Origin of the sequence: Burkholderia sp. MSMB2157WGS (assembly GCF_001532755.1) — a bacterium.
GTDB lineage: Bacteria > Pseudomonadota > Gammaproteobacteria > Burkholderiales > Burkholderiaceae > Burkholderia.
In genome coordinates this window covers 55,709-78,244 of the sequence record NZ_LPJG01000015.1, presented here as the reverse complement: position 1 = coordinate 78,244, position 22,536 = coordinate 55,709, and the positions used below count along the sequence as shown (strand labels likewise).

The 22,536-nt window shown below is 69.9% G+C and carries 20 protein-coding genes; 16 read left to right on the top strand and 4 right to left on the bottom strand.

Translation table 11 applies throughout. The annotated features are described in order from the left end of the window. Nucleotides 1–59: 59 nt before the first annotated feature. The 3 genes from purD to upp all read right to left on the bottom strand — a co-directional run bounded on the left by purD (nt 60) and on the right by upp (nt 3,019). On the bottom strand, nt 60–1,340 hold the full coding sequence (purD, locus tag WT53_RS10260) for a phosphoribosylamine--glycine ligase (protein WP_034208005.1): 1,281 nt from the start codon (nt 1,338–1,340) through the stop codon (nt 60–62). Between the two features lie 102 nt (nt 1,341–1,442). Then, nucleotides 1,443–2,171, bottom strand: a complete 729-nt coding sequence (locus tag WT53_RS10255) for a YebC/PmpR family DNA-binding transcriptional regulator (protein WP_034208004.1) — start codon at nt 2,169–2,171, stop codon at nt 1,443–1,445. A gap of 197 nt (nt 2,172–2,368) precedes the next feature. Beyond that, nucleotides 2,369–3,019, bottom strand: a complete 651-nt coding sequence (upp, locus tag WT53_RS10250) for a uracil phosphoribosyltransferase (RefSeq protein ID WP_006481871.1) — start codon at nt 3,017–3,019, stop codon at nt 2,369–2,371. Between the two features lie 209 nt (nt 3,020–3,228). On the opposite strand from upp, the gene WT53_RS10245 reads away from it, so the two are divergent. The 16 genes from WT53_RS10245 to WT53_RS10165 all read left to right on the top strand — a co-directional run bounded on the left by WT53_RS10245 (nt 3,229) and on the right by WT53_RS10165 (nt 20,490). Beyond that, the gene (locus WT53_RS10245) at nt 3,229–4,008 is read left to right on the top strand and encodes an SDR family oxidoreductase (RefSeq protein ID WP_034208003.1); all 780 of its coding nucleotides are present in this window, start codon (nt 3,229–3,231) and stop codon (nt 4,006–4,008) included. A 62-nt stretch (nt 4,009–4,070) separates the two neighbouring features. Further along, nucleotides 4,071–4,463 (top strand): methylglyoxal synthase, encoded by a 393-nt coding sequence (locus tag WT53_RS10240; RefSeq protein WP_034208002.1) that lies wholly within the window; start codon nt 4,071–4,073, stop codon nt 4,461–4,463. Nucleotides 4,464–4,635: 172 nt separating this feature from the next. Beyond that, entirely contained in the window at nt 4,636–5,610 is a 975-nt protein-coding gene (locus WT53_RS10235; protein ID WP_034208001.1) for a quinone oxidoreductase, read from the top strand. Between the two features lie 300 nt (nt 5,611–5,910). Beyond that, the gene (gene kdpF, locus WT53_RS10225; protein WP_006752209.1) at nt 5,911–6,003 is read left to right on the top strand and encodes a K(+)-transporting ATPase subunit F; all 93 of its coding nucleotides are present in this window, start codon (nt 5,911–5,913) and stop codon (nt 6,001–6,003) included. Beyond that, a complete protein-coding gene (gene kdpA / locus WT53_RS10220; RefSeq protein ID WP_034208000.1) occupies nt 6,000–7,805 on the top strand; it encodes a potassium-transporting ATPase subunit KdpA in 1,806 nt (601 codons plus the stop codon). The genes kdpF and kdpA overlap by 4 nt, the downstream gene beginning before the upstream one ends. 54 nt (nt 7,806–7,859) lie before the next feature. Continuing rightward, a complete protein-coding gene (gene kdpB / locus WT53_RS10215; RefSeq protein WP_059781312.1) occupies nt 7,860–9,944 on the top strand; it encodes a potassium-transporting ATPase subunit KdpB in 2,085 nt (694 codons plus the stop codon). A 39-nt stretch (nt 9,945–9,983) separates the two neighbouring features. After that, nucleotides 9,984–10,565 (top strand): potassium-transporting ATPase subunit KdpC, encoded by a 582-nt coding sequence (gene kdpC, locus WT53_RS10210; protein ID WP_060259578.1) that lies wholly within the window; start codon nt 9,984–9,986, stop codon nt 10,563–10,565. A gap of 151 nt (nt 10,566–10,716) precedes the next feature. After that, on the top strand, nt 10,717–13,560 hold the full coding sequence (locus WT53_RS10205; protein ID WP_060259574.1) for a DUF4118 domain-containing protein: 2,844 nt from the start codon (nt 10,717–10,719) through the stop codon (nt 13,558–13,560). Then, a complete protein-coding gene (gene kdpE / locus WT53_RS10200; RefSeq protein WP_060259571.1) occupies nt 13,553–14,251 on the top strand; it encodes a two-component system response regulator KdpE in 699 nt (232 codons plus the stop codon). Before WT53_RS10205 ends, kdpE begins: the two co-directional genes overlap by 8 nt. A gap of 151 nt (nt 14,252–14,402) precedes the next feature. Next, the gene (locus tag WT53_RS10195) at nt 14,403–14,684 is read left to right on the top strand and encodes a DUF333 domain-containing protein (protein WP_059833362.1); all 282 of its coding nucleotides are present in this window, start codon (nt 14,403–14,405) and stop codon (nt 14,682–14,684) included. 153 nt (nt 14,685–14,837) lie between these two features. Continuing rightward, on the top strand, nt 14,838–15,158 hold the full coding sequence (sugE, locus tag WT53_RS10190; RefSeq protein WP_034208737.1) for a quaternary ammonium compound efflux SMR transporter SugE: 321 nt from the start codon (nt 14,838–14,840) through the stop codon (nt 15,156–15,158). Nucleotides 15,159–15,357: 199 nt separating this feature from the next. Beyond that, the gene (locus WT53_RS10185; protein ID WP_034207994.1) at nt 15,358–15,975 is read left to right on the top strand and encodes a DUF4126 domain-containing protein; all 618 of its coding nucleotides are present in this window, start codon (nt 15,358–15,360) and stop codon (nt 15,973–15,975) included. Next, nucleotides 15,972–18,587 (top strand): ABC transporter permease, encoded by a 2,616-nt coding sequence (locus WT53_RS10180; RefSeq protein WP_060259568.1) that lies wholly within the window; start codon nt 15,972–15,974, stop codon nt 18,585–18,587. Before WT53_RS10185 ends, WT53_RS10180 begins: the two co-directional genes overlap by 4 nt. 42 nt (nt 18,588–18,629) lie before the next feature. Next, nucleotides 18,630–19,040 carry a group II truncated hemoglobin gene (locus tag WT53_RS10175; RefSeq protein ID WP_034207992.1) on the top strand — a complete coding sequence of 137 codons (411 nt, stop codon included), beginning with the start codon at nt 18,630–18,632 and terminating at the stop codon, nt 19,038–19,040. Between the two features lie 104 nt (nt 19,041–19,144). Continuing rightward, nucleotides 19,145–19,876 (top strand): alanyl-tRNA editing protein, encoded by a 732-nt coding sequence (locus WT53_RS10170; RefSeq protein ID WP_060259565.1) that lies wholly within the window; start codon nt 19,145–19,147, stop codon nt 19,874–19,876. Beyond that, complete coding sequence (locus WT53_RS10165; RefSeq protein ID WP_034207990.1) at nt 19,873–20,490, top strand: DUF924 family protein; 618 nt, start codon at nt 19,873–19,875, stop codon at nt 20,488–20,490. Before WT53_RS10170 ends, WT53_RS10165 begins: the two co-directional genes overlap by 4 nt. Before the next feature lie 145 nt (nt 20,491–20,635). Here WT53_RS10165 and WT53_RS10160 read toward each other — a convergent pair whose 3' ends face one another. Further along, nucleotides 20,636–22,528, bottom strand: coding sequence for a glycosyltransferase family 39 protein (locus WT53_RS10160; RefSeq protein ID WP_034207989.1), 1,893 nt, complete (start codon nt 22,526–22,528; stop codon nt 20,636–20,638). Nucleotides 22,529–22,536: the final 8 nt, after the last annotated feature.

Genomic DNA, 22,536 nt, shown 5'->3' with positions numbered 1-22,536 from the left:
TCTATCGAACCCCGGCAGACGGGCCGCCGCCGCGCGGGCGCGGGGCGGCGATGGCGACGTCACGCGCTCTTGCGGTTGAGCGCGCGAAAGCCGATGTCGCGGCGGTACTGCATGCCTTCGAAATTGATCTGGTTGATCGTGTCGTACGCATGCTGCTGCGCTTCGCGCACCGAATCGGCAAGGCCGACTACGCACAGCACGCGGCCGCCGGACGTCACGAGCTTGTCGCCGTCGGCGAGCGTCGTGCCTGCATGGAACGTCACGGCCTGTTCGGTCTCGGCCGGGATCCCGTTGATGCGGTCGCCCTTGCGCGGCGCGTCCGGGTAGCCGTGCGCGGCCAGCACGACGCCGAGCGCGGTGCGGCGATCCCAGTCGAGCTCGACCGTATCAAGCGTGCCCGCGATCGCCTGTTCGACGACCTTCGAGAAATCGCTCTTCAGGCGCGCCATGATCGGCTGCGTTTCCGGGTCGCCCATCCGGCAGTTGAACTCGAGGGTGCGCGGATTGCCGTCCTTGTCGATCATCAGGCCGGCGTACAGGAAGCCCGTGAAGCGGATGCCGTCCTTCTCCATCCCGCGCACGGTCGGCATGATGATTTCGCGCATCACGCGTGCGTGCATCTGCGGCGTGACGATCGGCGCGGGCGAATACGCGCCCATGCCGCCGGTGTTCGGGCCGCGATCCTCGTCGAGCAGGCGCTTGTGGTCCTGGCTGGATGCCAGCGCCAGCGCGTGCTTGCCGTCGACCATCACGATGAAGCTCGCTTCCTCGCCGTCGAGGAATTCCTCGATCACGACGCGCGCGCCGGCGTCTCCCAGCTTGTTGCCCGACAGCATCATGTCGACGGCCGCATGCGCTTCTTCGAGCGTCATCGCGACGACGACGCCCTTGCCGGCCGCGAGGCCGTCGGCCTTCACGACGATCGGCGCACCCTTCGCGTCGATGTACGCGTGGGCAGCGGCCGCGTCGGCGAAGGTTTCGTAGTCGGCGGTCGGGATGCCGTGGCGCTTCATGAACGCCTTCGCGAAATCCTTCGAGCTTTCGAGCTGCGCGGCTTCGCGGGTCGGGCCGAAGACCTTCAGGCCGCGTGCGCGGAACAGGTTGACGATGCCGGCCGCGAGCGGTGCTTCCGGCCCGACGAGCGTGAACGCGACGCCTTCGCGTTCCGCGAAATCGGCGAGTTCGTCGAGCGACGTGAGCTCGACGTTCTTCAGACGCTCGTCCTGCGCCGTACCGCCATTGCCGGGCGCGACGTAGACCATCTGGACGCGCGGCGACTGCGCGAGCTTCCACGCCAGCGCATGTTCGCGGCCGCCGGAACCGACGACGAGTAGTTTCATGGGATTCCCCGCAGACTAGAAAACAGGGCGGCCGGCACGCTCAGGCGCGCCGGCCGCGGAATCGGTCGGGCCGCCGCCGCGACAGGTGCGGCGGCCGGCATTTCATTCCTCGACGATGACGGCGTTCGTATACACCTCCTGCACGTCGTCGAGGTTCTCGAGCGCGTCCAGGAGCTTCTGCATCTTCGCCGCGTCGTCGCCGGTGAATTCGACTTCGTTCTGCGGCTTCATCGTCACTTCGGCGAGTTCGGCCTTGAAGCCTGCGGCTTCGAGCGCGTCCTTCACCGCCGAGAACGCCTGCCAGTCGCACAGCACTTCGATCGAGCCGTCGTCGTTCGGGGTCACGTCGTTCGCGCCGGCTTCGAGCGCCGCTTCCATCAACGCTTCTTCCGACGTGCCGGGCGCGAACAGGAACTGGCCGACGTGATCGAACATGAACGCGACCGAGCCGTCGGTGCCCATGTTGCCGCCGAACTTCGAGAATGCGTGACGGACTTCCGCGACCGTGCGGGTGCGATTGTCGGTCAGCGTGTCGACGATGATCGCCGCGCCGCCGATGCCGTAGCCTTCGTAACGGATCTCTTCGTAGTTCGCGCCGTCCGCGCCGCCGACGCCGCGGTCGATCGCGCGCTTGACGTTGTCCTTCGGCATGTTCGCGTCGGCTGCCTTGTCGACCGCGAGACGCAGGCGCGGGTTCGAGTTGACGTCGCCGCCGCCGAGGCGCGCTGCGACCTGGATTTCCTTGATCAGGCGGGTCCAGATCTTGCCGCGCTTCGCGTCGGCTGCCGCTTTCTTATGCTTGATGTTGGCCCATTTCGAATGACCAGCCATACCTTTCTCCGTGCCCGGGCGCGCAGCGCGGGCGATTGTTGCAGTGTGTCGTTGAATCGGCGGCCGTGTCGGCGGGCATGAAGCCGCGGGGCCGCGCGTGTCGAGTGGAGCGTGATTTTATCACGCGGCGACCGCCGGTTCGGGGCCGCCGCGCATGGCCGAACGACCAGGGCGGCCGTTGCGGCCGCTCGCTTCGGTCAGTTCTTGGTGCCGAACAGGCGGTCGCCGGCGTCGCCCAGGCCCGGCACGATGTACGCGTGCTCGTTCAGGTGCGAATCGAGCGACGCGACGAACAGCTTCACGTCGGGGTGCGCGTCCTGGAACACCTGCACGCCCTCGGGCGCGGCGACCAGCGCGACGAACATGATGTTCGCGGCCGGCACGTTGCGGCGCTTGAGCACGTCGACCGCGTGCACGGCCGAATAGCCGGTCGCGACCATCGGGTCGCACAGGATGAAGATGCGGTCTTCCAGGTCCGGCAGGCGCACCAGGTATTCGACCGGACGGTGGTCGTCGGCGCGGTACACGCCGATGTGGCCGACGCGGGCGGACGGCACGAGATCAAGCAGGCCGTCCGACATCCCGATGCCCGCGCGCAGCACGGGCACGATCGCGAGCTTCTTGCCCGCGATCACCGGCGCGTCGACCGCCACCAGCGGGGTTTCGACCCGCTTGGTCGTGATCGGCAGGTTGCGGGTGATCTCGTAGCCCATCAGCAGCGTGATCTCGCGCAGCAGTTCGCGGAACGTGCGCGTGGACGTGTCCTTGTCGCGCATGTGCGTGAGCTTGTGCTGGATCAGCGGGTGATCGGTGATGAAGAGGTTCGGGAAACGGCTGTCCTGTTTCATGACGGGGTGCCTTGGCGGCGAAAGGGGATCGGGGGCGGCGGCGGGCACGTGCCGGCCGTCGCCGATGGCCGCAATTTTACCAAGGCGCGCCACGCGATCCGGATATTATCGACGTCTCACGACAATCCGCGTGCCGCGCACGCCCGTTCGCCCGCCCGCCGGCGGCAACGCGGGGCCGCGCCGGCACGCGCGCCACCAGGGAAGCGACGATGGATCTCGGCATTGAAGGAAAGACCGCGCTCGTGTGCGCGGCGAGCAAGGGCCTCGGGCGCGGCTGCGCGGAAGCGCTGGCCGCGGAGGGCGTGAACCTCGTGATCGTCGCGCGCACGCGCGACACGCTGGAGGAAACCGCGGAAGAGATCCGCGCCGGCGCGAACGTGTCGGTCACGGCGGTCGCCTGCGACATCACGACGCCGGACGGCCGCGCGGCCGCGCTCGCCGCGTGCCCGCAGCCGGACATTCTCGTGACGAATGCCGGCGGCCCGCCACCCGGCGATTTCCGCGATTTCTCCCACGACGACTGGATCCGCGCGCTCGAGTCGAACATGCTGACGCCGATCGAGCTGATCCGGGCAACCGTCGACGGGATGATCGGCCGCGGCTTCGGCCGGATCGTCAACATCACGAGTTCGGCCGTGAAGGCGCCGATCGACGTGCTGGCGCTGTCGAACGGCGCGCGCTCGGGGCTGACCGGCTTCGTCGCGGGGCTGTCGCGCAAGGTCGCGGGGCAGGGCGTGACGATCAACAACCTGCTGCCGGGACTGTTCGACACCGACCGGATCGCGACGACGCTCGCCGCTTCGGCGAAGGCGCAGGGCGTGACGGTCGACGAGATGCGTGCGCGGCGCACCAGGGACATCCCGGCCGGGCGCCTCGGCACGCGCGCCGAATTCGGCGCGGCCTGCGCGTTCCTGTGCAGCGTGCACGCCGGCTACATCACCGGGCAGAACTGGCTGCTCGACGGCGGCGCGTATCCGGGCACGTTCTGACCCGCGCTTTTCGATTCACGACGACACAACGACCGAACAACCGAACGACGAAGGAAACGGAGATGAGCAAACCCCGCATCGCATTGATTGCGCACGACGCGAAGAAGGACGAGATCGTCGCGCTCGCGGGCCAGTATCGCGAGACGCTCGCGCAATGCCGGCTGGTCGCGACGGGCACGACGGGCGGCCGTATCGCCGCCGCGCACGGGCTCGACGTCGAGCGCAAGCTGTCGGGGCCGCTCGGCGGCGACCTGCAGATCGGCGCGGAACTGGCCGACGGCCGTGTCGACATCGTCGTGTTCCTGCGCGATCCGATGACCGCGCAGCCGCACGACCCCGACATCACCGCGCTCGTGCGCGCCTGCGACGTGCACGACGTGCCGGTCGCGACCAACGTCGCGACCGCGCGGATGCTGCTCGACGATCTGGCGCGGAACATGCAGGACGTTTGCTAGGCGCGGGCGTCGGCCGATTGTCCCTGCCGGCGGCAGGGCCATGCACGGACGGCGGCGACGCGCGAGAATCGTGCGTCGCCATGCGTGCCTGCCGGCTCCCGTACGAATCGGTGCGGCGTGCGCATCGGCGATCCGGATTCCCCTGACCGACAGACAGACGAGGAGCAAAACGATGCCGAAAGCAATCCGATACGACCAGCCGGGCGGCCCGGACGTGATGAAGTGGGTCGATGTCGACGTCGACGCGCCGAAGGCCGGCGAGGTGCGTATCCGCCAGCACGCGGTCGGGCTCAACTACATCGACGTGTATTTCCGCACGGGCCTGTATCCGCAGCCGCTGCCGGCGGGCCTCGGGATGGAGGCGGCCGGCGAAGTGACGGCCGTCGGCGACGGCGTGAGCGCGCTGAAGGTCGGCGATCGTGTCGCCTACGTCGCGCAGCCGCCGGGCGCGTATGCGCAGGAGCGCGTGCTGCCGGCCGAGAAACTCGTGAAGCTGCCCGACGGCATCGGCTACGACGATGCGGCGTCGGTGATGCTGCAGGGCCTGACCGCGCATTATCTGCTGCGTCGCACGTACCCGGTGAAGGCCGGCGACACGATCCTGATCCATGCGGCGGCCGGCGGCGTCGGGCTGCTCGTGTGCCAGTGGGCGAAGGCGCTCGGCGCGACCGTGATCGGCACGGTCGGCTCCGACGAAAAGGCCGAACTCGCGAAGGCGCGCGGCTGCGATCACCCGGTCGTCTACACGCGCGAAAACTTCACGCAGCGCGTGAAGGAGATCACCCACGGCGCGGGCGTGCCGGTCGTCTACGATTCGATCGGCAAGGACACCTACGTCGGCTCGCTCGACAGCCTCGCGCCGCTCGGCTACTTCGTCAGCTTCGGCAACGCGTCCGGCCCGCTGCCGCCGATCGACTCGAAGGAGTTCTCGTCGCGCGGCTCGCTGTTCTTCACGCGGCCGACGCTGTTCTCGTACATCGCGAAGCGCGCCGATCTCGAAGCGGCGGCCGCCGAGCTGTTCGACGTGATCCTGTCGGGCAAGGTGAAGACGAGCATCAACCAGCGCTATCCGCTCGCGGAAGTCGGCCGCGCGCATGCGGATCTGGAAGCGCGCAAGACCACCGGCTCGACGATTCTCGTTCCCTGACCGTTCCTTTCCGTGCCGGCGCCATGCCGGCACGCGCCTTCGCGGGCGGCGCTGCGGTGCCGCCCGTCCCGCCTCAGTTTTTCTCCCGCCTCGCGTTTACACGTTTTTTATATCCGCCCCGATACCTTTGACCCGCCCTTTACGTGCGTTCCCATAACGTTCCAGTCGTCTGATTTCGACGACGGAGAACACAAAAATGGATGGGGTATTCATCGGCGCCCTGGTGCTTTTCACCGTGCTGATCCTCGGTCTGGTTGCCGGTTGCGAGAAGCTCGTGCAATACGGTCGCGGGGGGCGAGCATGACCTGGATGCTTTGGCTGGCGGGCGCGTCCACCGCGCTGCTGTTCGCGTATCTCGTCTTTGCGCTGCTGCGCGCGGAGGACATCGAATGAACGCGAACAACCTGTTGCAGACGCTGCTGTTCATCGTCGTGCTGCTGGCGGCGGCCGTGCCGGTCGCGCGCTATCTGACGGCGGTGATGGACGGCAGCGCGCGCGTCGTGCGCGTGTTCGGGCCGCTCGAACGTGTGCTGTACCGCGTCGCGGGCGTCGACGCCGGCACCGAGATGAACTGGAAGCAATACGCGGTCGCGACGATCGCGTTCAACGCGCTCGGCGTGCTGTTCCTCTACGGGCTGCTGCGCCTGCAGGGCTTGCTGCCCGGCAACCCGCAGCAGTTCGGCGCGATGACGGCCGACGGCGCGTTCAACACGGCCGTCAGCTTCGTCACCAACACGAACTGGCAGGACTACACGCCCGAGCAGACCGTCAGCTACCTGACGCAGATGCTCGGCCTGACCGTGCAGAACTTCCTGTCGGCGGCGACCGGCATCGTCGTCGTGATCGCGCTGATCCGCGGTTTCGCGCGCCACACCGCGCAGACCATCGGCAACTTCTGGGTCGACCTGACGCGCGTGACGCTGTACGTGCTCGTGCCGATGGCCGCGCTCGTCGCCGCGCTGCTGATGAGCCAGGGCGTGCTGCAGAACCTGAAGGCGTACCAGGACGTGCCGGTGCTGCAGGCGAGCACCTATGCGGCGCCGAAGCTCGACGCGCAGGGCAACCCGGTGAAGGACGACAAGGGCAACGCGGTCACGGTGCCGACCCCGTTGACGAAGCAGACGCTCGCGATGGGCCCCGTCGCGTCGCAGGAAGCGATCAAGATGCTCGGCACCAACGGCGGCGGCTTCTTCAACGCGAACTCCGCGCATCCGTACGAGAACCCGACGCCGTTCGCGAACTTCGTGCAGATCTTCGCGATCCTGATCATCCCGGCCGCGCTGTGCCTCGTGTTCGGCCGGATGATCGGCGACCGGCGGCAGGGTATCGCGGTGCTCGCGGCGATGACGGTCGCGTTCGCGGTCGCGACCGGCGTCGAGGTGAGCGCCGAGCAGGCCGGCAACCCGACGCTCGTCGCGCTGCACGTCGACCAGTCGGCGAGCGCGCTGCAGCCGGGCGGCAACATGGAAGGCAAGGAAACGCGCTTCGGGATCGCGCAGACCGGCATCTTCACGGTCGCGACGACGGCCGCGTCGTGCGGCGCGGTCGACGCGATGCACGATTCGCTGACGCCGGTCGGCGGCCTCGTCCCGATGCTGCTGATGCAGCTGGGCGAGGTGATCTACGGCGGGGTCGGTTCCGGCCTCTACGGGATGCTCGTGTTCGCGCTGCTCGCGGTGTTCGTCGCCGGCCTGATGATCGGCCGCACGCCGGAATACGTGGGCAAGAAGATCGAGTCGTACGAGATGAAGATGGTGTCGATCGTCGTGCTGCTCACGCCGCTGCTCGTGCTGGTCGGTACGTCGATCGCGGTGTTGGCGGACGCGGGCAAGGCCGGCATCGCGAACCCCGGCCCGCACGGCTTCTCGGAAATCCTCTATGCGTTCAGCTCGGCCGCGAACAACAACGGCAGCGCGTTCGCGGGCCTGACGGTCGGCACGCCGTTCTACAACTGGATGACCGCGATCGCGATGTGGTTCGGCCGCTTCGGCACGATCGTGCCGGTGCTGGCGATCGCCGGCTCGCTCGCCGCGAAGAAACGCATCGCGGCGACGAGCGGCACGCTGCCGACCCACGGCCCGCTGTTCGTCGTGCTGCTGCTCGGCACCGTGCTGCTGGTGGGTGCGCTGACCTACGTGCCGGCGCTCGCGCTGGGCCCGGGCGTCGAGCACCTGATGATGTGGCTGGGCGCGTGACGCGCGCCCGCATGGCGACACATTGAAAAGACTGAAGAGCTTGAAGAGATCGCAATGACTCAACATTCCGCAACACGGTCCATGTTCGATCCGGCGCTGCTGCGCCCGGCGATCGTGGATTCGTTCAAGAAACTCACGCCGCGCACGCAGTTGCGCAACCCGGTGATGTTCTGCGTGTACGTCGGCAGCATCCTGACCACGATCCTGTGGATCGCGGCGCTCGCCGGCCAGGCCGAGGCGCCCGCGGGCTTCATCCTCGCGGTCGCGCTGTGGCTATGGTTCACGGTGCTGTTCGCGAACTTCGCCGAAGCGCTCGCGGAAGGGCGTTCGAAGGCGCAGGCCGCGTCGCTGCGCAGCGCGAAGAAGGACGTGATGGCGAAGAAGCTCAACGAGCCGCATCCGAAGTCGCCGATCCGCATCACGACCGCGTCCGACCTGCGTAAAGGCGACGTCGTGCTCGTCGAGACCGGCGACGTGATCCCGGCCGACGGCGAGGTGCTCGACGGCGTCGCGTCGGTCGACGAATCGGCGATCACCGGCGAATCCGCGCCGGTGATCCGCGAATCGGGCGGCGACTTCTCGTCGGTGACGGGCGGCACGCGCGTGCTGTCGGACTGGATCGTCGTGAAGGTCACCGCGAATCCGGGCGAGGCATTCCTCGACCGCATGATCGCGATGGTCGAAGGCGCGAAGCGCAAGAAGACGCCGAACGAGGTGGCGCTGACGATCCTGCTCGTCGCGCTGACGATCGTGATGCTGCTCGCGACCGCGACGCTGCTGCCGTTCTCGATGTTCTCGGTCGAGGCGATGAAGGCCGGCCACGTGGTGACGATCACCGCGCTCGTCGCGCTGCTCGTGTGCCTGATCCCGACGACGATCGGCGGCCTGCTGTCCGCGATCGGCGTGGCCGGGATGAGCCGGATGATGCAGGCGAACGTGATCGCGACGTCGGGGCGCGCGGTGGAGGCGGCCGGCGACGTCGACGTGCTGCTGCTCGACAAGACCGGCACGATCACGCTCGGCAACCGCCAGGCGTCGACGTTCGTGCCGGCGCCGGGCGTGACCGAGGAAGCGCTGGCCGATGCCGCGCAACTGTCGTCGCTCGCCGACGAAACGCCGGAAGGCCGCAGCATCGTCGTGCTCGCGAAGGCGCGCTTCGACATTCGCCAGCGCGACATGGCGCAACTGCACGCGACGTTCCTCGGCTTTTCCGCGCAGACGCGGATGAGCGGCGTCGATCTGCCGGGCCGCGAAATCCGCAAGGGCGCGGCCGATGCGATTCGCCGCTACGTCGAGACGCACGGCAGCCGCTTTCCGGAAGACGTGCGCCGCGCGGTGGACGACGTCGCGCGCCGCGGCAGCACGCCGCTCGTCGTGGCCGACCTGCAGGAAGGGGCGGCGCGCGTGCTCGGCGTGATCGAGCTGAAGGACATCGTGAAGGGCGGCATCAAGGAGCGCTTCGCGGAGCTGCGCAAGATGGGCATCAAGACCGTGATGGTGACGGGCGACAACCGGCTGACGGCCGCGGCGATCGCGGCGGAAGCGGGCGTCGACGATTTCCTCGCGGAAGCGACGCCGGAAACCAAGCTCGCGACGATTCGCGAGCACCAGGCGGCCGGGCGCCTCGTCGCGATGACGGGCGACGGCACCAACGACGCGCCGGCGCTCGCGCAGGCGGACGTCGCGGTCGCGATGAACACCGGCACGCAGGCGGCGAAGGAAGCCGGCAACATGGTCGACCTCGACTCGAACCCGACGAAGCTGATCGAGATCGTCGAGATCGGCAAGCAGATGCTGATGACGCGCGGGTCGCTGACCACGTTCTCGATCGCGAACGACATCGCGAAGTACTTCGCGATCATTCCGGCCGCGTTCGTGACGACGTACCCGCAATTGCGCGTGCTCGACATCATGCACCTGAGCTCGCCGGCGTCCGCGATCCTGTCGGCGGTGATCTTCAACGCATTGATCATCGTCGCGCTGATTCCGCTCGCGCTGAAAGGCGTGACCTACCGGCCGCTCGGCGCCGCGTCGCTGCTGCGCCGCAACCTGCTGGTCTACGGGCTCGGCGGCGTGCTGCTGCCGTTCCCGTTCATCAAGCTGATCGACATGACGCTCGCCGCGCTCGGCTGGGCCTGAGCCGGCCGCACCTAGCCGGCCGCACCTGAAGGAACCATCATGAAATCGTTGATTCGCCCGCTCGTCGTACTGTTCGTCGTCCTGACCGCCGTGACGGGGCTCGCTTACCCGGCCGCGATGACCGTGTTCGGTCAGGCCGTGTTCCCGTCGCAGGCCAACGGCAGCCTGATCGAACAGGACGGCAAGGTCGTCGGCTCCGCGCTGATCGGCCAGCCGTTCGACGCGCCGAAGTATTTCTGGGGCCGGCTGTCGGCCACCGCGCCGATGCCGTACAACGCGGCCGGCTCCGGCGGCTCGAACCTCGGCCCGCTGAACCCGTCGCTCGCCGACCAGGTGAAGGCGCGCCTCGCCGCGCTGCGCGACGCCGGCACCGACCTGTCGAAGCCGGTGCCGGTCGATCTCGTGACGGCGTCGGCGAGCGGCCTCGATCCGGAGATCACGCCGGCCGCCGCCGCGTACCAGGTCGAGCGCGTCGCGAAGGTCCGCAACCTGGCGCCGGACGCGGTCGCGCAACTCGTCGCCGCGAACACGACGGGCCGCCAGTTCGGCGTGCTCGGCGAGCCGCGCGTGAACGTGCTGAAGCTGAACCTCGCGCTCGACGCGGCGCAGGCTGCGCACTGACCGATCGCGCGTACTGACCGGCATCCGGCGCGCCCGAACCGCGCCGGATGCGCTTTTCCCGACGGCGCGCGCGCCGTCTTTGCCTTTTGCGGCGATTTGGAACCACAATGCTCGTACCCGCGCGCATCTGGGCGCTCCGCCTTCCTCACGCATGAACCGTCCCGATCCAGACCAACTTCTCGACAAGCTGCAGCGAGACGAAGAAAAGCAGCGGCGCGGCCAGCTCAAGATCTTCTTCGGCGCGTCCGCCGGCGTCGGCAAGACCTATGCGATGCTGCAGGCCGCGCGGCAGCGCCGGCAGGAAGGCGTCGACGTCGTCGTCGGCATCGTCGAGACCCACGGCCGCGGCGAGACCGCCGCGCTGCTCGACGGCCTCGACGTGCTGCCGCCCGCGCGCCTCGACTATCGCGGCCGCACGCTCGCCGAATTCGATCTGGACGGCGCGCTCGCGCGTGCGCCGCAACTGATCCTCGTCGACGAGCTCGCGCATTCGAACGTGCAGGGCGCCCGGCACCTGAAGCGCTGGCAGGACGTCTACGAGCTGCTCGACGCGGGCATCGACGTGTATACGACCGTCAACGTCCAGCACCTCGAAAGCCTGAACGACGTGGTCGGCGCGATCACGGGCATCCGCGTGTGGGAGACCGTGCCCGATCGCGTGTTCGACGCGGCCGACGAAGTCACGCTCGTCGACCTGCCGGCCGAGGAGTTGCTCGAGCGCATGCGCGACGGCAAGGTCTATCTCGCGCAGCAGGCCGAGCGCGCGGTGCGCAACTTCTTCCGCAAGGGCAACCTGATCGCGCTGCGCGAGCTGGCGCTGCGGCGCACGGCCGATCGCGTCGACGCGCAGATGCGCGAATACCGCGCCGACCGGTCGATCCAGCGCATCTGGCAGGCGCGCGAGCGGCTGCTCGTGTGCGTCGGCCCGGGCGCCGAAGCGCCGACGCTCGTGCGCGCGGCGGCGCGCCTGGCCGCGAGCCTGAAGGCCGACTGGATCGCCGTGTACGTCGAGACGCCGCGCCTGCAGCGGCTGCCCGACGCGCGGCGGCAGCGCACGCTCGACGCGCTGAAGCTCGCGGCCGAGCTCGGCGCGGAGACGGCCACGCTCGCCGGCGCCGACGCGGTCGCCGCGCTGATCGGCTATGCGAAGGTGCGCAACGTATCGAAGCTGGTCGCGGGCGGCTCGCCGAAGGTCGGACTCGCGCGCCGCTTCGCGCGGCCGTTCGGCGAGCAACTGGCGGAACGCGCGGGCGACGTCGACCTGATGCTGATTCGCGCGTCCGCGAGCGACGAGGCGCGCGCCGCGCCGCTCGACGCGCGGGCGCGCGACTGGCGCGATGCGTTCGCGCAGTTCGGCACGCATCGTTCGCCGCCGCGCCATTACGCGTATGCGGCCGCGATCTGTGCGGCGATCACCGTCGTCGCGAGCGTCGTGTCCGCGCGGCTGGACCTCACGAATCTCGTGATGCTGTACCTGCTCGGCGTGGTGTTTTCGGCCGTGCGGCTCGGGCGCGGCCCGGGCGTGCTGCAGTCGTTCCTGTCGGTGGCCGCGTTCGATTTCTTCTTCGTGCCGCCGCGCATGTCGTTCTCGGTCAGCGACACGCAATACCTGCTGACTTTCTTCGGGATGCTGCTGACGTCGCTCGTGATCAGCCACCTGACGTCGACGCTCACGCGCCAGGCGAGCGTCGCGCAGCACCGCGAGCGCCGCACCGGCGCGATCTACGCGATGGCGCGCGAGCTGGGCGCGGCGCTGACGACCGAGCAGATCGTCGAGATCGGCAGCCGCCACGTGGGCGAGGTGTTCCGCGCCCGCGTCGCGTTCCTGCTGCCCGACAGCGCGGACCAGGTACGGCAGAAGATCGAGGAGCCCGATGCGGCCGTCACGCTGACGGGCGCGGAGCTCGACCGCGACGTCGGCCAGTGGGTGTACGACCAGCAGAAGCCGGCCGGACGCGGCACCGATACGCTGCCGGCGACGGCCGCGCTGTATCTGCCGCTGAAAGCGCCGATGCGCACGCGCGGCGTGCTCGCGGTCGCATCGCGCGAGCCGCGCGAACTCGAGGTGCCCGAGCAGCAGCGGATGCTCGACGCATTCGCCGCGCAGATCGCGCTCGCGCTCGAGCGCGTGCATTACGTCGAGATCGCGCGCGACGCGCTCGTCAACATGGAGTCCGAGCGGTTGCGCAACTCGCTGCTGTCGGCGATCTCGCACGACCTGCGCACGCCGCTCACGACGATCGTCGGCTTCTCGTCGATGCTCGCGAACGGGCGCGCGGCTGCCGACGCGGGCGACGCCGCGGCCGCCGCGCGGCTCGCGCAGCGCGAGGGCGAACTCGTCGACGCGATTCACGACGAGGCGCTGCGCATGACCGGCATCGTCACGAACCTGCTCGACATGGCGCGGCTGCAGGGCGGCAGCCTGCAGCTCAAGCGCCAGTGGTCGCTGCTCGAGGAAACCGTCGGCGCCGCGCTCGCCGCCTGCCGGCGGGTGCTCGCGCGTCATCCCGTGCGCGTCGCGCTGCCGGCCGACCTGCCGTTGCTACAGATGGACGCTGTGCTGATGGAGCGGCTGTTCACCAACCTGTTCGAGAACGCGGCGAAGTACACGCCGCCCGATACGTCGCTCGACATCGGCGCGGAGCGCGTGACCGACGACGGGACCCCGTTCGTGCGCGTGCACGTCGACGATCACGGCCCCGGCTTGCCGGCCGGCATGGAGACGCGGATCTTCGACAAGTTCACGCGCGGCGAGAAGGAGTCGGCGACGCCCGGTATCGGGCTCGGGCTCGCGATCTGCCGCGCGATCGTCGAGGCGCACGGCGGTAAAATCGGCGCGCTCAACCGCACCGCGCCCGACGGCCGCGTGACGGGCGCGCGCTTCTGGTTCACGCTGCCGGTCGACACGCCGCCGGCCGCGCCGGCCGTGCCCGACGACGAATCCGACCTGCCGGGCGCATCGCCCCCATCCGAGTCATTGCCAGACCATGAGTGAACCCAGCCTGACCGTCGTCCTGATCGAGGACGAAAAGCAGATCCGCCGCTTCGTGCGCGCCGCGCTCGAGGAGGAGGACATCGCGGTGTTCGAGGCCGAGACGGGCAAGCAGGGGCTGATCGACGCGGCGACGCGCAAGCCCGACCTCGTGATCGTGGACCTCGGCCTGCCCGACACCGACGGCCTCGACGTGATCCGCGAGTTGCGCGGCTGGTCCGAGGTGCCGGTGATCGTGCTGTCCGCCCGCACGCAGGAGGAGGAGAAGGTCGCGGCGCTCGACGCGGGCGCCGACGACTACCTGACCAAGCCGTTCGGCGTGTCCGAACTGCGCGCGCGGATCCGCGCGCAACTGCGCCGGCGCAACCAGGGCGGCGCGAACGAGTCGCCGAAGGTGACCTTCGGCGCCGTGACCGTCGATCTCGCGCTGCGTCAGGTGTGGCGCGACGACGCGATCGTGCACCTGACGCCGCTCGAGTACCGGCTGCTCGCGACGCTCGTGCGTCACGCGGGGCGCGTGCTCACGCACCGCCAGCTGCTGCGCGACGTGTGGGGGCCATCGCACGTCGAGAGCCATCATTACCTGCGCATCTACATGGCGCACCTGCGCCAGAAGCTCGAGGCCGATCCCGCGCAGCCCGAGCACATCGTCACCGAGACGGGCGTCGGCTATCGGCTCGTCGGCGCGGTGTGACGGGCGGTGCGCGGCGGGGCATGCGGCCGGGAGCCGCGCACCGGCAGGGTTGTGCCGGCGCGACAGTTTCGCGACCGCGGCCGCCCTTGCACACCGGCTGCGCAATCCCCGCTATCCTGACCGTTCCCCGAACGAAAACGAGGAGCGTGCAATGTCCGTCCGTCTGGTCGTCAGCTGTGCGCTGGCGCTGGCTGCGCCCGGCGCGTTCGCCCAGCCGCTGCCGCCCGGGCAGCAGCCGCCCGCGCAGGCGGCGCTGGCCAATCCCGCATCGGTCAACTGCGAGAAGCTCGGCGGTCGCCACGTGATCCGCAGCCTGCCGCGCGGGCAGGTCGGCATGTGCGTGTTCAAGGATGGCCGCGTGTGCGAGGAGTGGGCGCTGTACCGCGACGACCGCTGCGTCGGCGGCGTCGCGCCCAAGCGCGTGGCGAACTGACCGCGTCCGGCCGGTCGCGCCCCGCATCGGCCGCCGCGGCGGCCCACAGCCGGCAGGTCCGTAAGCCTCTTGTTATACTCGGCGCCGCCCGGGGACGACCCCGGGTCATTCGCTTCAACGGGGACGGCCCCATCCGATATGGAGTACGTCGAGATGGCGTGGGTATGGTTGTTGATCGCCGGTTTGCTGGAAGTGGCCTGGGCGGCCGGCTTGAAATCGTCGGACGGCTTCACGAAGCTCGGTCCGTCGCTGTTTACGATCGTGACGGCACTGGCCAGCTTCGGGCTGCTCGCGGTCGCGATGCGCCAGTTGCCGCTCGGCACCGCATACGCGGTGTGGACGGGCATCGGCGCGGTCGGCGCGTTCGTGTTCGGGATCGTGATGATGGGCGAGGCGCTGACCGTCGCGCGCGTCGCGAGTGCGGCGCTGATCGTCGCGGGGTTGGTCGGCCTGAAACTGTCGTCGGCCGCCTGACGACGGCCTGCCGGGCGCCGCGCCGCCGCGGAATTGCGGCGGTCGGTCGCCCGGCCTGTCTATAATGGAACGCATTCGGGCCTGAATACCGCCGTGCTGCTCGCGGCACGCGGTGCCGGTCGCCACGCGCCGCGCGGCCGGTCTGTCCGACCCGATCCGATCAATCGGCAAAACGCACGGAAAGTGCAAGGAGAGGGCCATGATCGAAGCCATTTCGCTCGGCGCGGGACTCGCGTGGGCGAGCGGCCTGCGCCTGTACCTGACGGTGCTGATCGCCGGCGTGCTGGCGCGGTTCGGCTGGCTCCACCTGCCCGACACGCTGGCCGTGCTGACGTCGCCGTGGGTCATCGGCGCCGCGGCCGTGCTCGCCGTGACCGAATTCCTTGCCGACAAGATCCCCGCATTCGACTCGCTGTGGGATGCCGTGCACACCTTCATCCGTATTCCGGCCGGCGCCGTGCTCGCGGCCGGCGCGCTCGGCCATGCCGATCCGACCATGCTGGCGGTCGCGGGGCTCGCCGGCGGCTCGCTCGCCGGCGCCGCGCACGTGGCGAAGGCCGGCACGCGCGCGCTGATCAACCTGTCTCCCGAACCGATTTCGAACTGGGTCGCGTCATCGACCGAGGACGGTCTCGTGGTCGGCGGGCTGGTCCTCGCGTTCTTCGTTCCGCTCGCATTTCTCGTGCTGCTCGCCGCGTTCGTCGCGGCGTCGGCATGGGCGCTGCCGCGCCTGTGGCGCGGCGTGTCGGGCGGTTTTCGCGGGATGGCGAACCACATGGTGTCGCGGCTCAACTCGATCGGAGGGAAACGCGATTGAAGGGGCCGCAACACGCGGGGCAGCCGCCGGCCGGGCAACCCGGCCATGACGGGCGCGCGCATGCGGGCCGCTTCGGCCTGCGCGACCTGATCCACCAGGCCGCCCGGATGACCGCGCGCGACTGGCGCGCGGGCGAGTTGACGCTGCTGGTCCTCGCGCTGGTGCTCGCGGTCGCGGCGCTGACGAGCGTCGGCTTTCTTGCCGATCGGCTGCGCCAGGGGCTCGAGCGCGACGCGCGCCAGATGCTCGGCGCCGATTTCGTCGTGCGCGCCGATCGCCCCGTCGATCCATCGTTCGACCGGCAGGCTCGCGCGCTCGGCCTGCGTACCGCGACGACGGCCATCTTCCCGAGCATGATCGCGTCCGCCGCGGGCGGGCAGGCCGCCGACGCGGCGCCGTCGCGCCTCGCGGCCGTGAAGGCCGTGTCGCCCGGCTATCCGCTGCGCGGCGCGGTCGAGATCCTGCCGGCCGGCGCGACCGTCGCGCAAAAGGCGACCGCGATTCCCGCGCCCGGCACCGTGTGGGCCGACCCGGCGCTGCTCGATGCGCTGCACCTCGAGGCGGGCGATACGGTGCGCGTCGGGCTGCGCACGTTTACGGTCGCCGCCGCGATTGCCCGCGAACTCGATCGCGGCTTTTCGTTCGTCAATTTTTCCCCGCGGCTGATGATGCGCGCGGACGAGCTCGCCGCGACCGGGCTCACGGGCTACGGCAGCCGCGTCACGTACCGGCTGCTGGTCGCCGGCGACGCACCGGCCGTCGCGCGCTTCGAAGCGTATGCACACGCGCGCGTCGACGGCGGGAAGCTGCGCGGCGTCGGGCTCGAGTCGTTGCAGGAAGGGCAGCCGCAGGTGCGGCAGACACTGGATCGCGCGCGCCATTTCCTGACGCTCGTCGCCTTGCTGACCGCGCTGCTCGCGGCGGTCGCGATTGCGATGGCCGCGCAGCGCTACATGCGGCGCCATCTCGACGGCTGCGCGACGATGCGCTGCCTCGGCGTGAGCCGCCGCACGCTCGGCGCGCTGTTCGCGCTCGAATTCGCCGGCGTCGGCATCGTGTCGGGCGCCGCGGGCGCGGTGCTCGGCTATGGCGGCCACTGGGCGTTGCTGGCCGCGCTCGGCAGCCTGATCGACGTCGTGCTGCCGCCGCCGACGCCGTGGCCGGCGCTGATCGGCATGGGCGCGGCGCTCGTGCTGCTGCTCGGTTTCGCGCTGCCGCCCCTCGTGCCGCTCACGCGCGTGCCGCCGGTGCGCGTGTTGCGGCGCGAGTGGGGCGACGCGTCGCGCACCGCGTGGGCCGCGTATGCGATCGGTGTCGTGCTGTTCGCGGGGCTGCTGATCGCGGCCGCCGGCAACCTGAAGCTCGGCCTCATCGTCGCGGGCGGCTTTGCCGGCGCACTGATCGGGTTCGCGCTGATCGCCCGGCTCGTGCTGTTCGCCGCCGCGCGCGCGGTGCGCGATGCGCGCGTGGCCGCGGGCGTCGGCTGGCGCTACGCGCTGGCGTCGCTGCATCGGCGCGGCACGGCCAGCGCGCTGCAGATCACTGCGCTCGCGCTCGGCCTGATGTGCCTGCTGCTGATCGCGATCACGCGCAACGACCTCGTGGCGGGCTGGCGGCAGTCGACGCCGCCCGACGCGCCGAACCAGTTCCTGATCGACATCCAGCCCGACCAGCGCGCCGATGTCGCCGCCTATCTGGCTGCGCACGGCGTGCGCGACGCCGTACCGGCGCCGATGGTGCGCGGCCGCCTCGTCGCGATCAACGGCAAGCCGGTGAATCCGGACGCGTACCCGTCCGAAGAGGCGCGCCGGCTCGTCGATCGCGAATTCAACCTGTCGTACACGACCGAACTGCCGTCGGACAACCGGATCGTCGAAGGCGACTGGTTCGGTACCGCGGCCACGCCGCAGATCTCGATCGAAGCCGGCCTGGCGAAGACGCTGAACGTGAAGCCGGGCGACACGCTGCGCTTCGACGTGACGGGGCTGACGGTCGACGCGCCCGTCACGAGCGTGCGCAAGCTCGATTGGGGCTCGTTCCGCGTCAACTTCTTCGTGCTGATGCCGCCGCCGGTGCTGAAGGATTTTCCGGCCGTCTATCTGACGAGCTTCCATCTGTCGGCATCGGACGCCGCGCTGCTCGATCCGTTGATCGCGCGCTACCCGAACCTGACCGCGATCGACGTCGCGCCGATCCTCGCGCAGTTGCAGCGGATGATGCTGCAGGTGGTCGGGGCGGTGCAGTTCCTGTTTGCGTTCACGCTCGCGGCCGGCGTGCTCGTGCTGTACACGGCGCTCGCCGGCTCGCGCGACGAGCGTGTGCGCGAGGCCGCGCTGCTGCGCGCGCTCGGTGCGTCGCGCGCGCAGGTCAATGCGGTGCAGCGCGCGGAATTCATCGTGGTCGGCGCGCTGGCCGGCGCGCTGGCGTCGGCGGGCGCGATCGCGGTCGGCTGGGTGCTCGCGTCGCGCGTGTTCGATTTCCGGCTCGCCGTCGATCCGTGGCTCGTGCCGGCCGGCATCGCGGCCGGCGTCGTCTGCGCCGGTGCGGCCGGCTGGCTGAGCCTGCATAATGTGTTGCGGCGCCCCGCGCTGCAGTCGCTGCGCGACGCCTGAGCGTCGCCCGCAGCCCGAAGATCCCGTTTTCCGACTATCCGTATGACCGATGTGAATGACGATGCGCCGTCGCAGCCGACGGCGTTCGAGCTCGTGGGCGGCGAAGCCCGCGTGCGCGACATGGTGGACCGCTTCTACGACCTGATGGACCTCGAACCCGAGTTCGCGCAGATTCGCGCGCTGCATCCGCCTTCGCTCGACGGGTCGCGCGACAAGCTGTTCTGGTTCCTGTGCGGCTGGCTCGGCGGCCCCGACCACTACATCAGCCGGTTCGGCCATCCGCGGCTGCGCGCGCGGCACCTGCCGTTCCCGATCGCGTCGGTCGAGCGCGACCAGTGGCTGCGCTGCATGGCGTGGGCGATGGAGGACGTCGGGTTGCCGGAGCCGCTGCGCGAGCGGCTCATGCATTCGTTCTACGATACGGCCGACTGGATGCGCAACCGGCCCGGTTGATCCACCGGTACGCCGCCGCCCGCGCGCGGGACGATCTGCGTCTGGGCGCACGTGCAGCGCGGCGCGACACTGGCCGTTTCCCCCATCGACACGAGGCTCCCCCGATGACGACACAAGCGCTGTTTCGCGAAGACGCGTACCTCAAGCAATGCGAGGCGACCGTCCAGGCCGTCGGCGACGATGGCATCCGGCTCGATCGCACGGTGTTCTATCCGCTCGGCGGCGGCCAGGCCGGCGACGCCGGCACGCTGACGCTGCCCGACGGCAGCACGATCGCGATTGCCGATACGCGCAAGGCGAAGTTCGACGGCGCGACGCCCGACGACGCGGTGCACGTGCCCGCGCCGGGCCAGGAGGCGCGCGTCGCGACGCTTGCGCCCGGCACGCGCGTGGTCGCCGCGATCGACTGGGTGCGCCGCTACCGGCACATGCGCCTGCACACGGCCGCGCACCTGATGTGCGCGGTGCTGCCGTACGCGGTCGACGGCTGCAGCGTGACGGCCGACTACGTGCGCCTCGATTTCGCGACGTCCGACGCGATCGACCGCGACGACGTCGAGCGGCGCCTCGCGGGCCTCGTCGTCGGCGCGCATCCGGTCACGACCGAATGGATCACCGACGACGAGATGGCCGAGCGGCCCGAGCTCGTGCGCACGATGAGCGTGAAGCCGCCGATGGGCCTCGGCCGCGTGCGGCTGCTGCGCATCGAAAACGTCGACCTGCAGCCGTGCGGCGGCACGCATGTGCGCAACACGTCCGAAATCGGCGGGCTGCGGGTCGCGAAACTGGAAAAGAAGAGCGCGCGCACACGGCGCCTCGTACTGGAGTTTGCATGACGATCGATACCGGGAAAGCGGCCGCGGCGGCGCTCGATCCGCAGGCACGGGAGATTCTCGATTTCTGGTTCGGCGAGCCGGGCTCGGCCGAATTCGGGCAGGAACGCAAGATCTGGTTCAACGGCGGCGCGGCGTTCGACGACGTGCTGCGCACGCGTTACGGCGCGCTGCTCGACGCCGCATGCGACGGCGCCTGCGATCACTGGGCCGGTTCGCCGGAGGGGGCGCTGGCGTTGATCGTCGTGCTCGACCAGTTCTCGCGCAACATCCATCGCGGCACGCCGCGCGCGTTTGCCGCCGATCCGAAGGCGCTCGCGCTTGCCCGTCGCGTCGTCGCGGCCGGCTGGGACGCGCAGTTGCCGAGCGGACATCATCGTGCGTTCGCGTATCTGCCGTTCGAGCACGACGAATCGGTCGAGAGCCAGCGCGAGGCCGTGCGCCTGTGCGCGGGCATCCGCGACGAGGCCGGGTGCGAGAGTTATCACCGCTTCGCGTTGCTGCATGCGGCGGTCGTCGAACGCTTCGGCCGCTTTCCGCACCGGAACGCGATTCTCGGTCGCGTGTCGACCGATGAGGAAACGGCGTTTCTGCGGGAGCCCGGCTCGTCGTTCTGACGATCGGGCCTGGGCGCGACGAGGAAACGGGCGGCGAGCCCGCGCACGCTGGCGGGTTCGTGGCGGCCGGCGTCGCGCAAAGCGCGCGGCCGGTGCCGAAGAGGACAGTAAAGGCGGCCAGGACGGCGCATCGCGCCGCCCCGTGTCACTGCAGGTGCTGTTCGGGCGTGCGTACGTAGACGCGCAGCAGTTCCGCGTTGTCGCCCGGGCGGGCGCCGGTCCAGAACAGCTTCCATTCGTTGCCCGGCGCCGGATCGACGGCCCGTACGCCCTGCACGATCATCCACGTGCAGCGCGTCGTCTTCGCGTCGTCGATCGGCGTGTGCTGGATGCCGGAGAAGTAGTACAGCATCGGCGCTTCCGATTCGCCGAGCCCGTGCAGGCTCGCCATGCAATCGCCGTCGTTCCATTCGAGCGCGAGATGCGCGTTCAGGTCGTCGAACACCGAGCGATAGCTCTTCGCGACGTCGAGCCAGGGCAGCAGCAGCGTATAGATCAGCCCCCACGCGACGAGCGCGCCGGCGCCCCACGACAGCGCGCCGCGCCACAGGCCCGTCGTGCGCAGCTTCGGCAGCAGCGTCAGCCAGCCGACCGTCAGCGCGAGCGCGCCGGTCACGAGCGCGGGCTGGATCGGCATCGTCCAGTCGAGCGGCAGCCAGCGGCCGAGCAGCGCGAGATCGGCATGCGACGCGGCCGGATCGGCCATCACCGCCCAGATCGCCCATGCGAGCACGACGACCGTGCCGAACAGGATGCGGCTCAAGTAATCCCACGCGAGATGCAGCCGGCGCGGCAGGCGGTCGATCGCCTGCGCGGCGACCAGCGCGAGCGGCGCGAAGAACGGCAGGATGTAGAGCTGGCGCGACGTCGCGGACACCTGCAGCACCGCGAGCCCGATGCCGGCGAACAGCACGGGCAGCGCGATGCGCGGCGCGCGCCAGTCGCGCCATGCGCCGCGGGCGAGCGCGACGATCGCGAGCGGCGCGACCGGGAAGCCGACGAGCAGGAACGCGCGCAGGATGAAGAGCGGCTTGTCGTTTTCGGCGCCCAGTTCGGGAACGGAGAAGCCGAAGAAGCGGCCGACGTTGTTGTCCCAGAACCACGTCATGAACAGCGTTTCCGAGCGCAGGAACAGGGCGGTCGGCCAGATCAGCGCGAACGGCGCGAACACGAGCGCGGCAATGCCGAGCGCGCGTGCGAACGAGCGGGTGCGGCAGGCCGGATAGAGCGCCAGCGTGCAGACGAGCGTAGCCGCGAACACGAGCGGCACGAACAGCCCCTTCGCCATCAATGCGACGCCGACGCCCGCGCCGAAGATCGGCGCGGCCCAGCGGCTCGCCGGATGCGCCGGCAGCCCGTGCAGCATCGGCTGCGCACGCGCGACGTGCTGCATCACGAGTTCGAGCAGCCCGCAGAACCCCATTGCCGTGCCGGCAAACAGCGCGACGTCCGTCATCATGTCGTGCACGTGCTTGATGACGACGAGCGTGCCCGCGCTCAGTACGACCGGGCCGAGCACGCGCAGGTCGAACCAGTCGTCCGCCCGACTGGCCACGCGGGCCGCGCGCGCGATGAAGCCGAACGCGAGCGCGGCGAACAGCGCGCTCGCCAGGCGCGCCGCGTCGTGCAGCGGCATCACGCGCTGCAGCAGCCACGCGAGGCTGGTCGCGACCCACGCGTAAAGCGGCGGCTTTTCCATGAACGGCAGGCCGGCATTGGTCGGCACGACGAAGTCGCCGGTCTCGAGCATGTGCTGGATGATGCCGAACGTGTAGGTTTCGTCCTGTTTCCACGGATCGTGCCCGAGCACGCCGGGCAGCGTGTACGCACACACCAGTGCGGCGACGAACAGCCATGCGCGCCAGCCGAACAGCAGCGAGCGCTCGCGTGGGGGGCTGGTGACGGCGATCGAGGCGGCGACGGGCGTGCCGGCGACGTCCAGCGTCGCGATGACGTCGGTATCGGCGGTCGAGCGGGTGTGCGCGGCCGGGGCGGGCACGGGCGTGCGTCGCCGGCTGGGCGCTGCGGTTCCAGGCATGGAAAAGA

Bases quoted from the DNA above. Each gene is read 5' to 3' on its own strand.
- WT53_RS10255 (WP_034208004.1), bottom strand. From the start codon at position 2,171: ATGGCTGGTCATTCGAAATGGGCCAACATCAAGCATAAGAAAGCGGCA.
- WT53_RS10245 (WP_034208003.1), top strand. From the start codon at position 3,229: ATGGATCTCGGCATTGAAGGAAAGACCGCGCTCGTGTGCGCGGCGAGC.
- kdpF (WP_006752209.1), top strand. From the start codon at position 5,911: ATGACCTGGATGCTTTGGCTGGCGGGCGCGTCCACCGCGCTGCTGTTC.
- kdpC (WP_060259578.1), top strand. From the start codon at position 9,984: ATGAAATCGTTGATTCGCCCGCTCGTCGTACTGTTCGTCGTCCTGACC.
- WT53_RS10160 (WP_034207989.1), bottom strand. From the start codon at position 22,528: ATGCCTGGAACCGCAGCGCCCAGCCGGCGACGCACGCCCGTGCCCGCC.
- WT53_RS10195 (WP_059833362.1), top strand. From the start codon at position 14,403: ATGTCCGTCCGTCTGGTCGTCAGCTGTGCGCTGGCGCTGGCTGCGCCC.
- WT53_RS10175 (WP_034207992.1), top strand. From the start codon at position 18,630: ATGACCGATGTGAATGACGATGCGCCGTCGCAGCCGACGGCGTTCGAG.
- WT53_RS10170 (WP_060259565.1), top strand. From the start codon at position 19,145: ATGACGACACAAGCGCTGTTTCGCGAAGACGCGTACCTCAAGCAATGC.
- WT53_RS10205 (WP_060259574.1), top strand. From the start codon at position 10,717: ATGAACCGTCCCGATCCAGACCAACTTCTCGACAAGCTGCAGCGAGAC.
- kdpE (WP_060259571.1), top strand. From the start codon at position 13,553: ATGAGTGAACCCAGCCTGACCGTCGTCCTGATCGAGGACGAAAAGCAG.
- WT53_RS10165 (WP_034207990.1), top strand. From the start codon at position 19,873: ATGACGATCGATACCGGGAAAGCGGCCGCGGCGGCGCTCGATCCGCAG.
- WT53_RS10235 (WP_034208001.1), top strand. From the start codon at position 4,636: ATGCCGAAAGCAATCCGATACGACCAGCCGGGCGGCCCGGACGTGATG.
- WT53_RS10240 (WP_034208002.1), top strand. From the start codon at position 4,071: ATGAGCAAACCCCGCATCGCATTGATTGCGCACGACGCGAAGAAGGAC.
- purD (WP_034208005.1), bottom strand. From the start codon at position 1,340: ATGAAACTACTCGTCGTCGGTTCCGGCGGCCGCGAACATGCGCTGGCG.
- kdpA (WP_034208000.1), top strand. From the start codon at position 6,000: ATGAACGCGAACAACCTGTTGCAGACGCTGCTGTTCATCGTCGTGCTG.
- upp (WP_006481871.1), bottom strand. From the start codon at position 3,019: ATGAAACAGGACAGCCGTTTCCCGAACCTCTTCATCACCGATCACCCG.
- WT53_RS10185 (WP_034207994.1), top strand. From the start codon at position 15,358: ATGATCGAAGCCATTTCGCTCGGCGCGGGACTCGCGTGGGCGAGCGGC.
- sugE (WP_034208737.1), top strand. From the start codon at position 14,838: ATGGCGTGGGTATGGTTGTTGATCGCCGGTTTGCTGGAAGTGGCCTGG.
- kdpB (WP_059781312.1), top strand. From the start codon at position 7,860: ATGACTCAACATTCCGCAACACGGTCCATGTTCGATCCGGCGCTGCTG.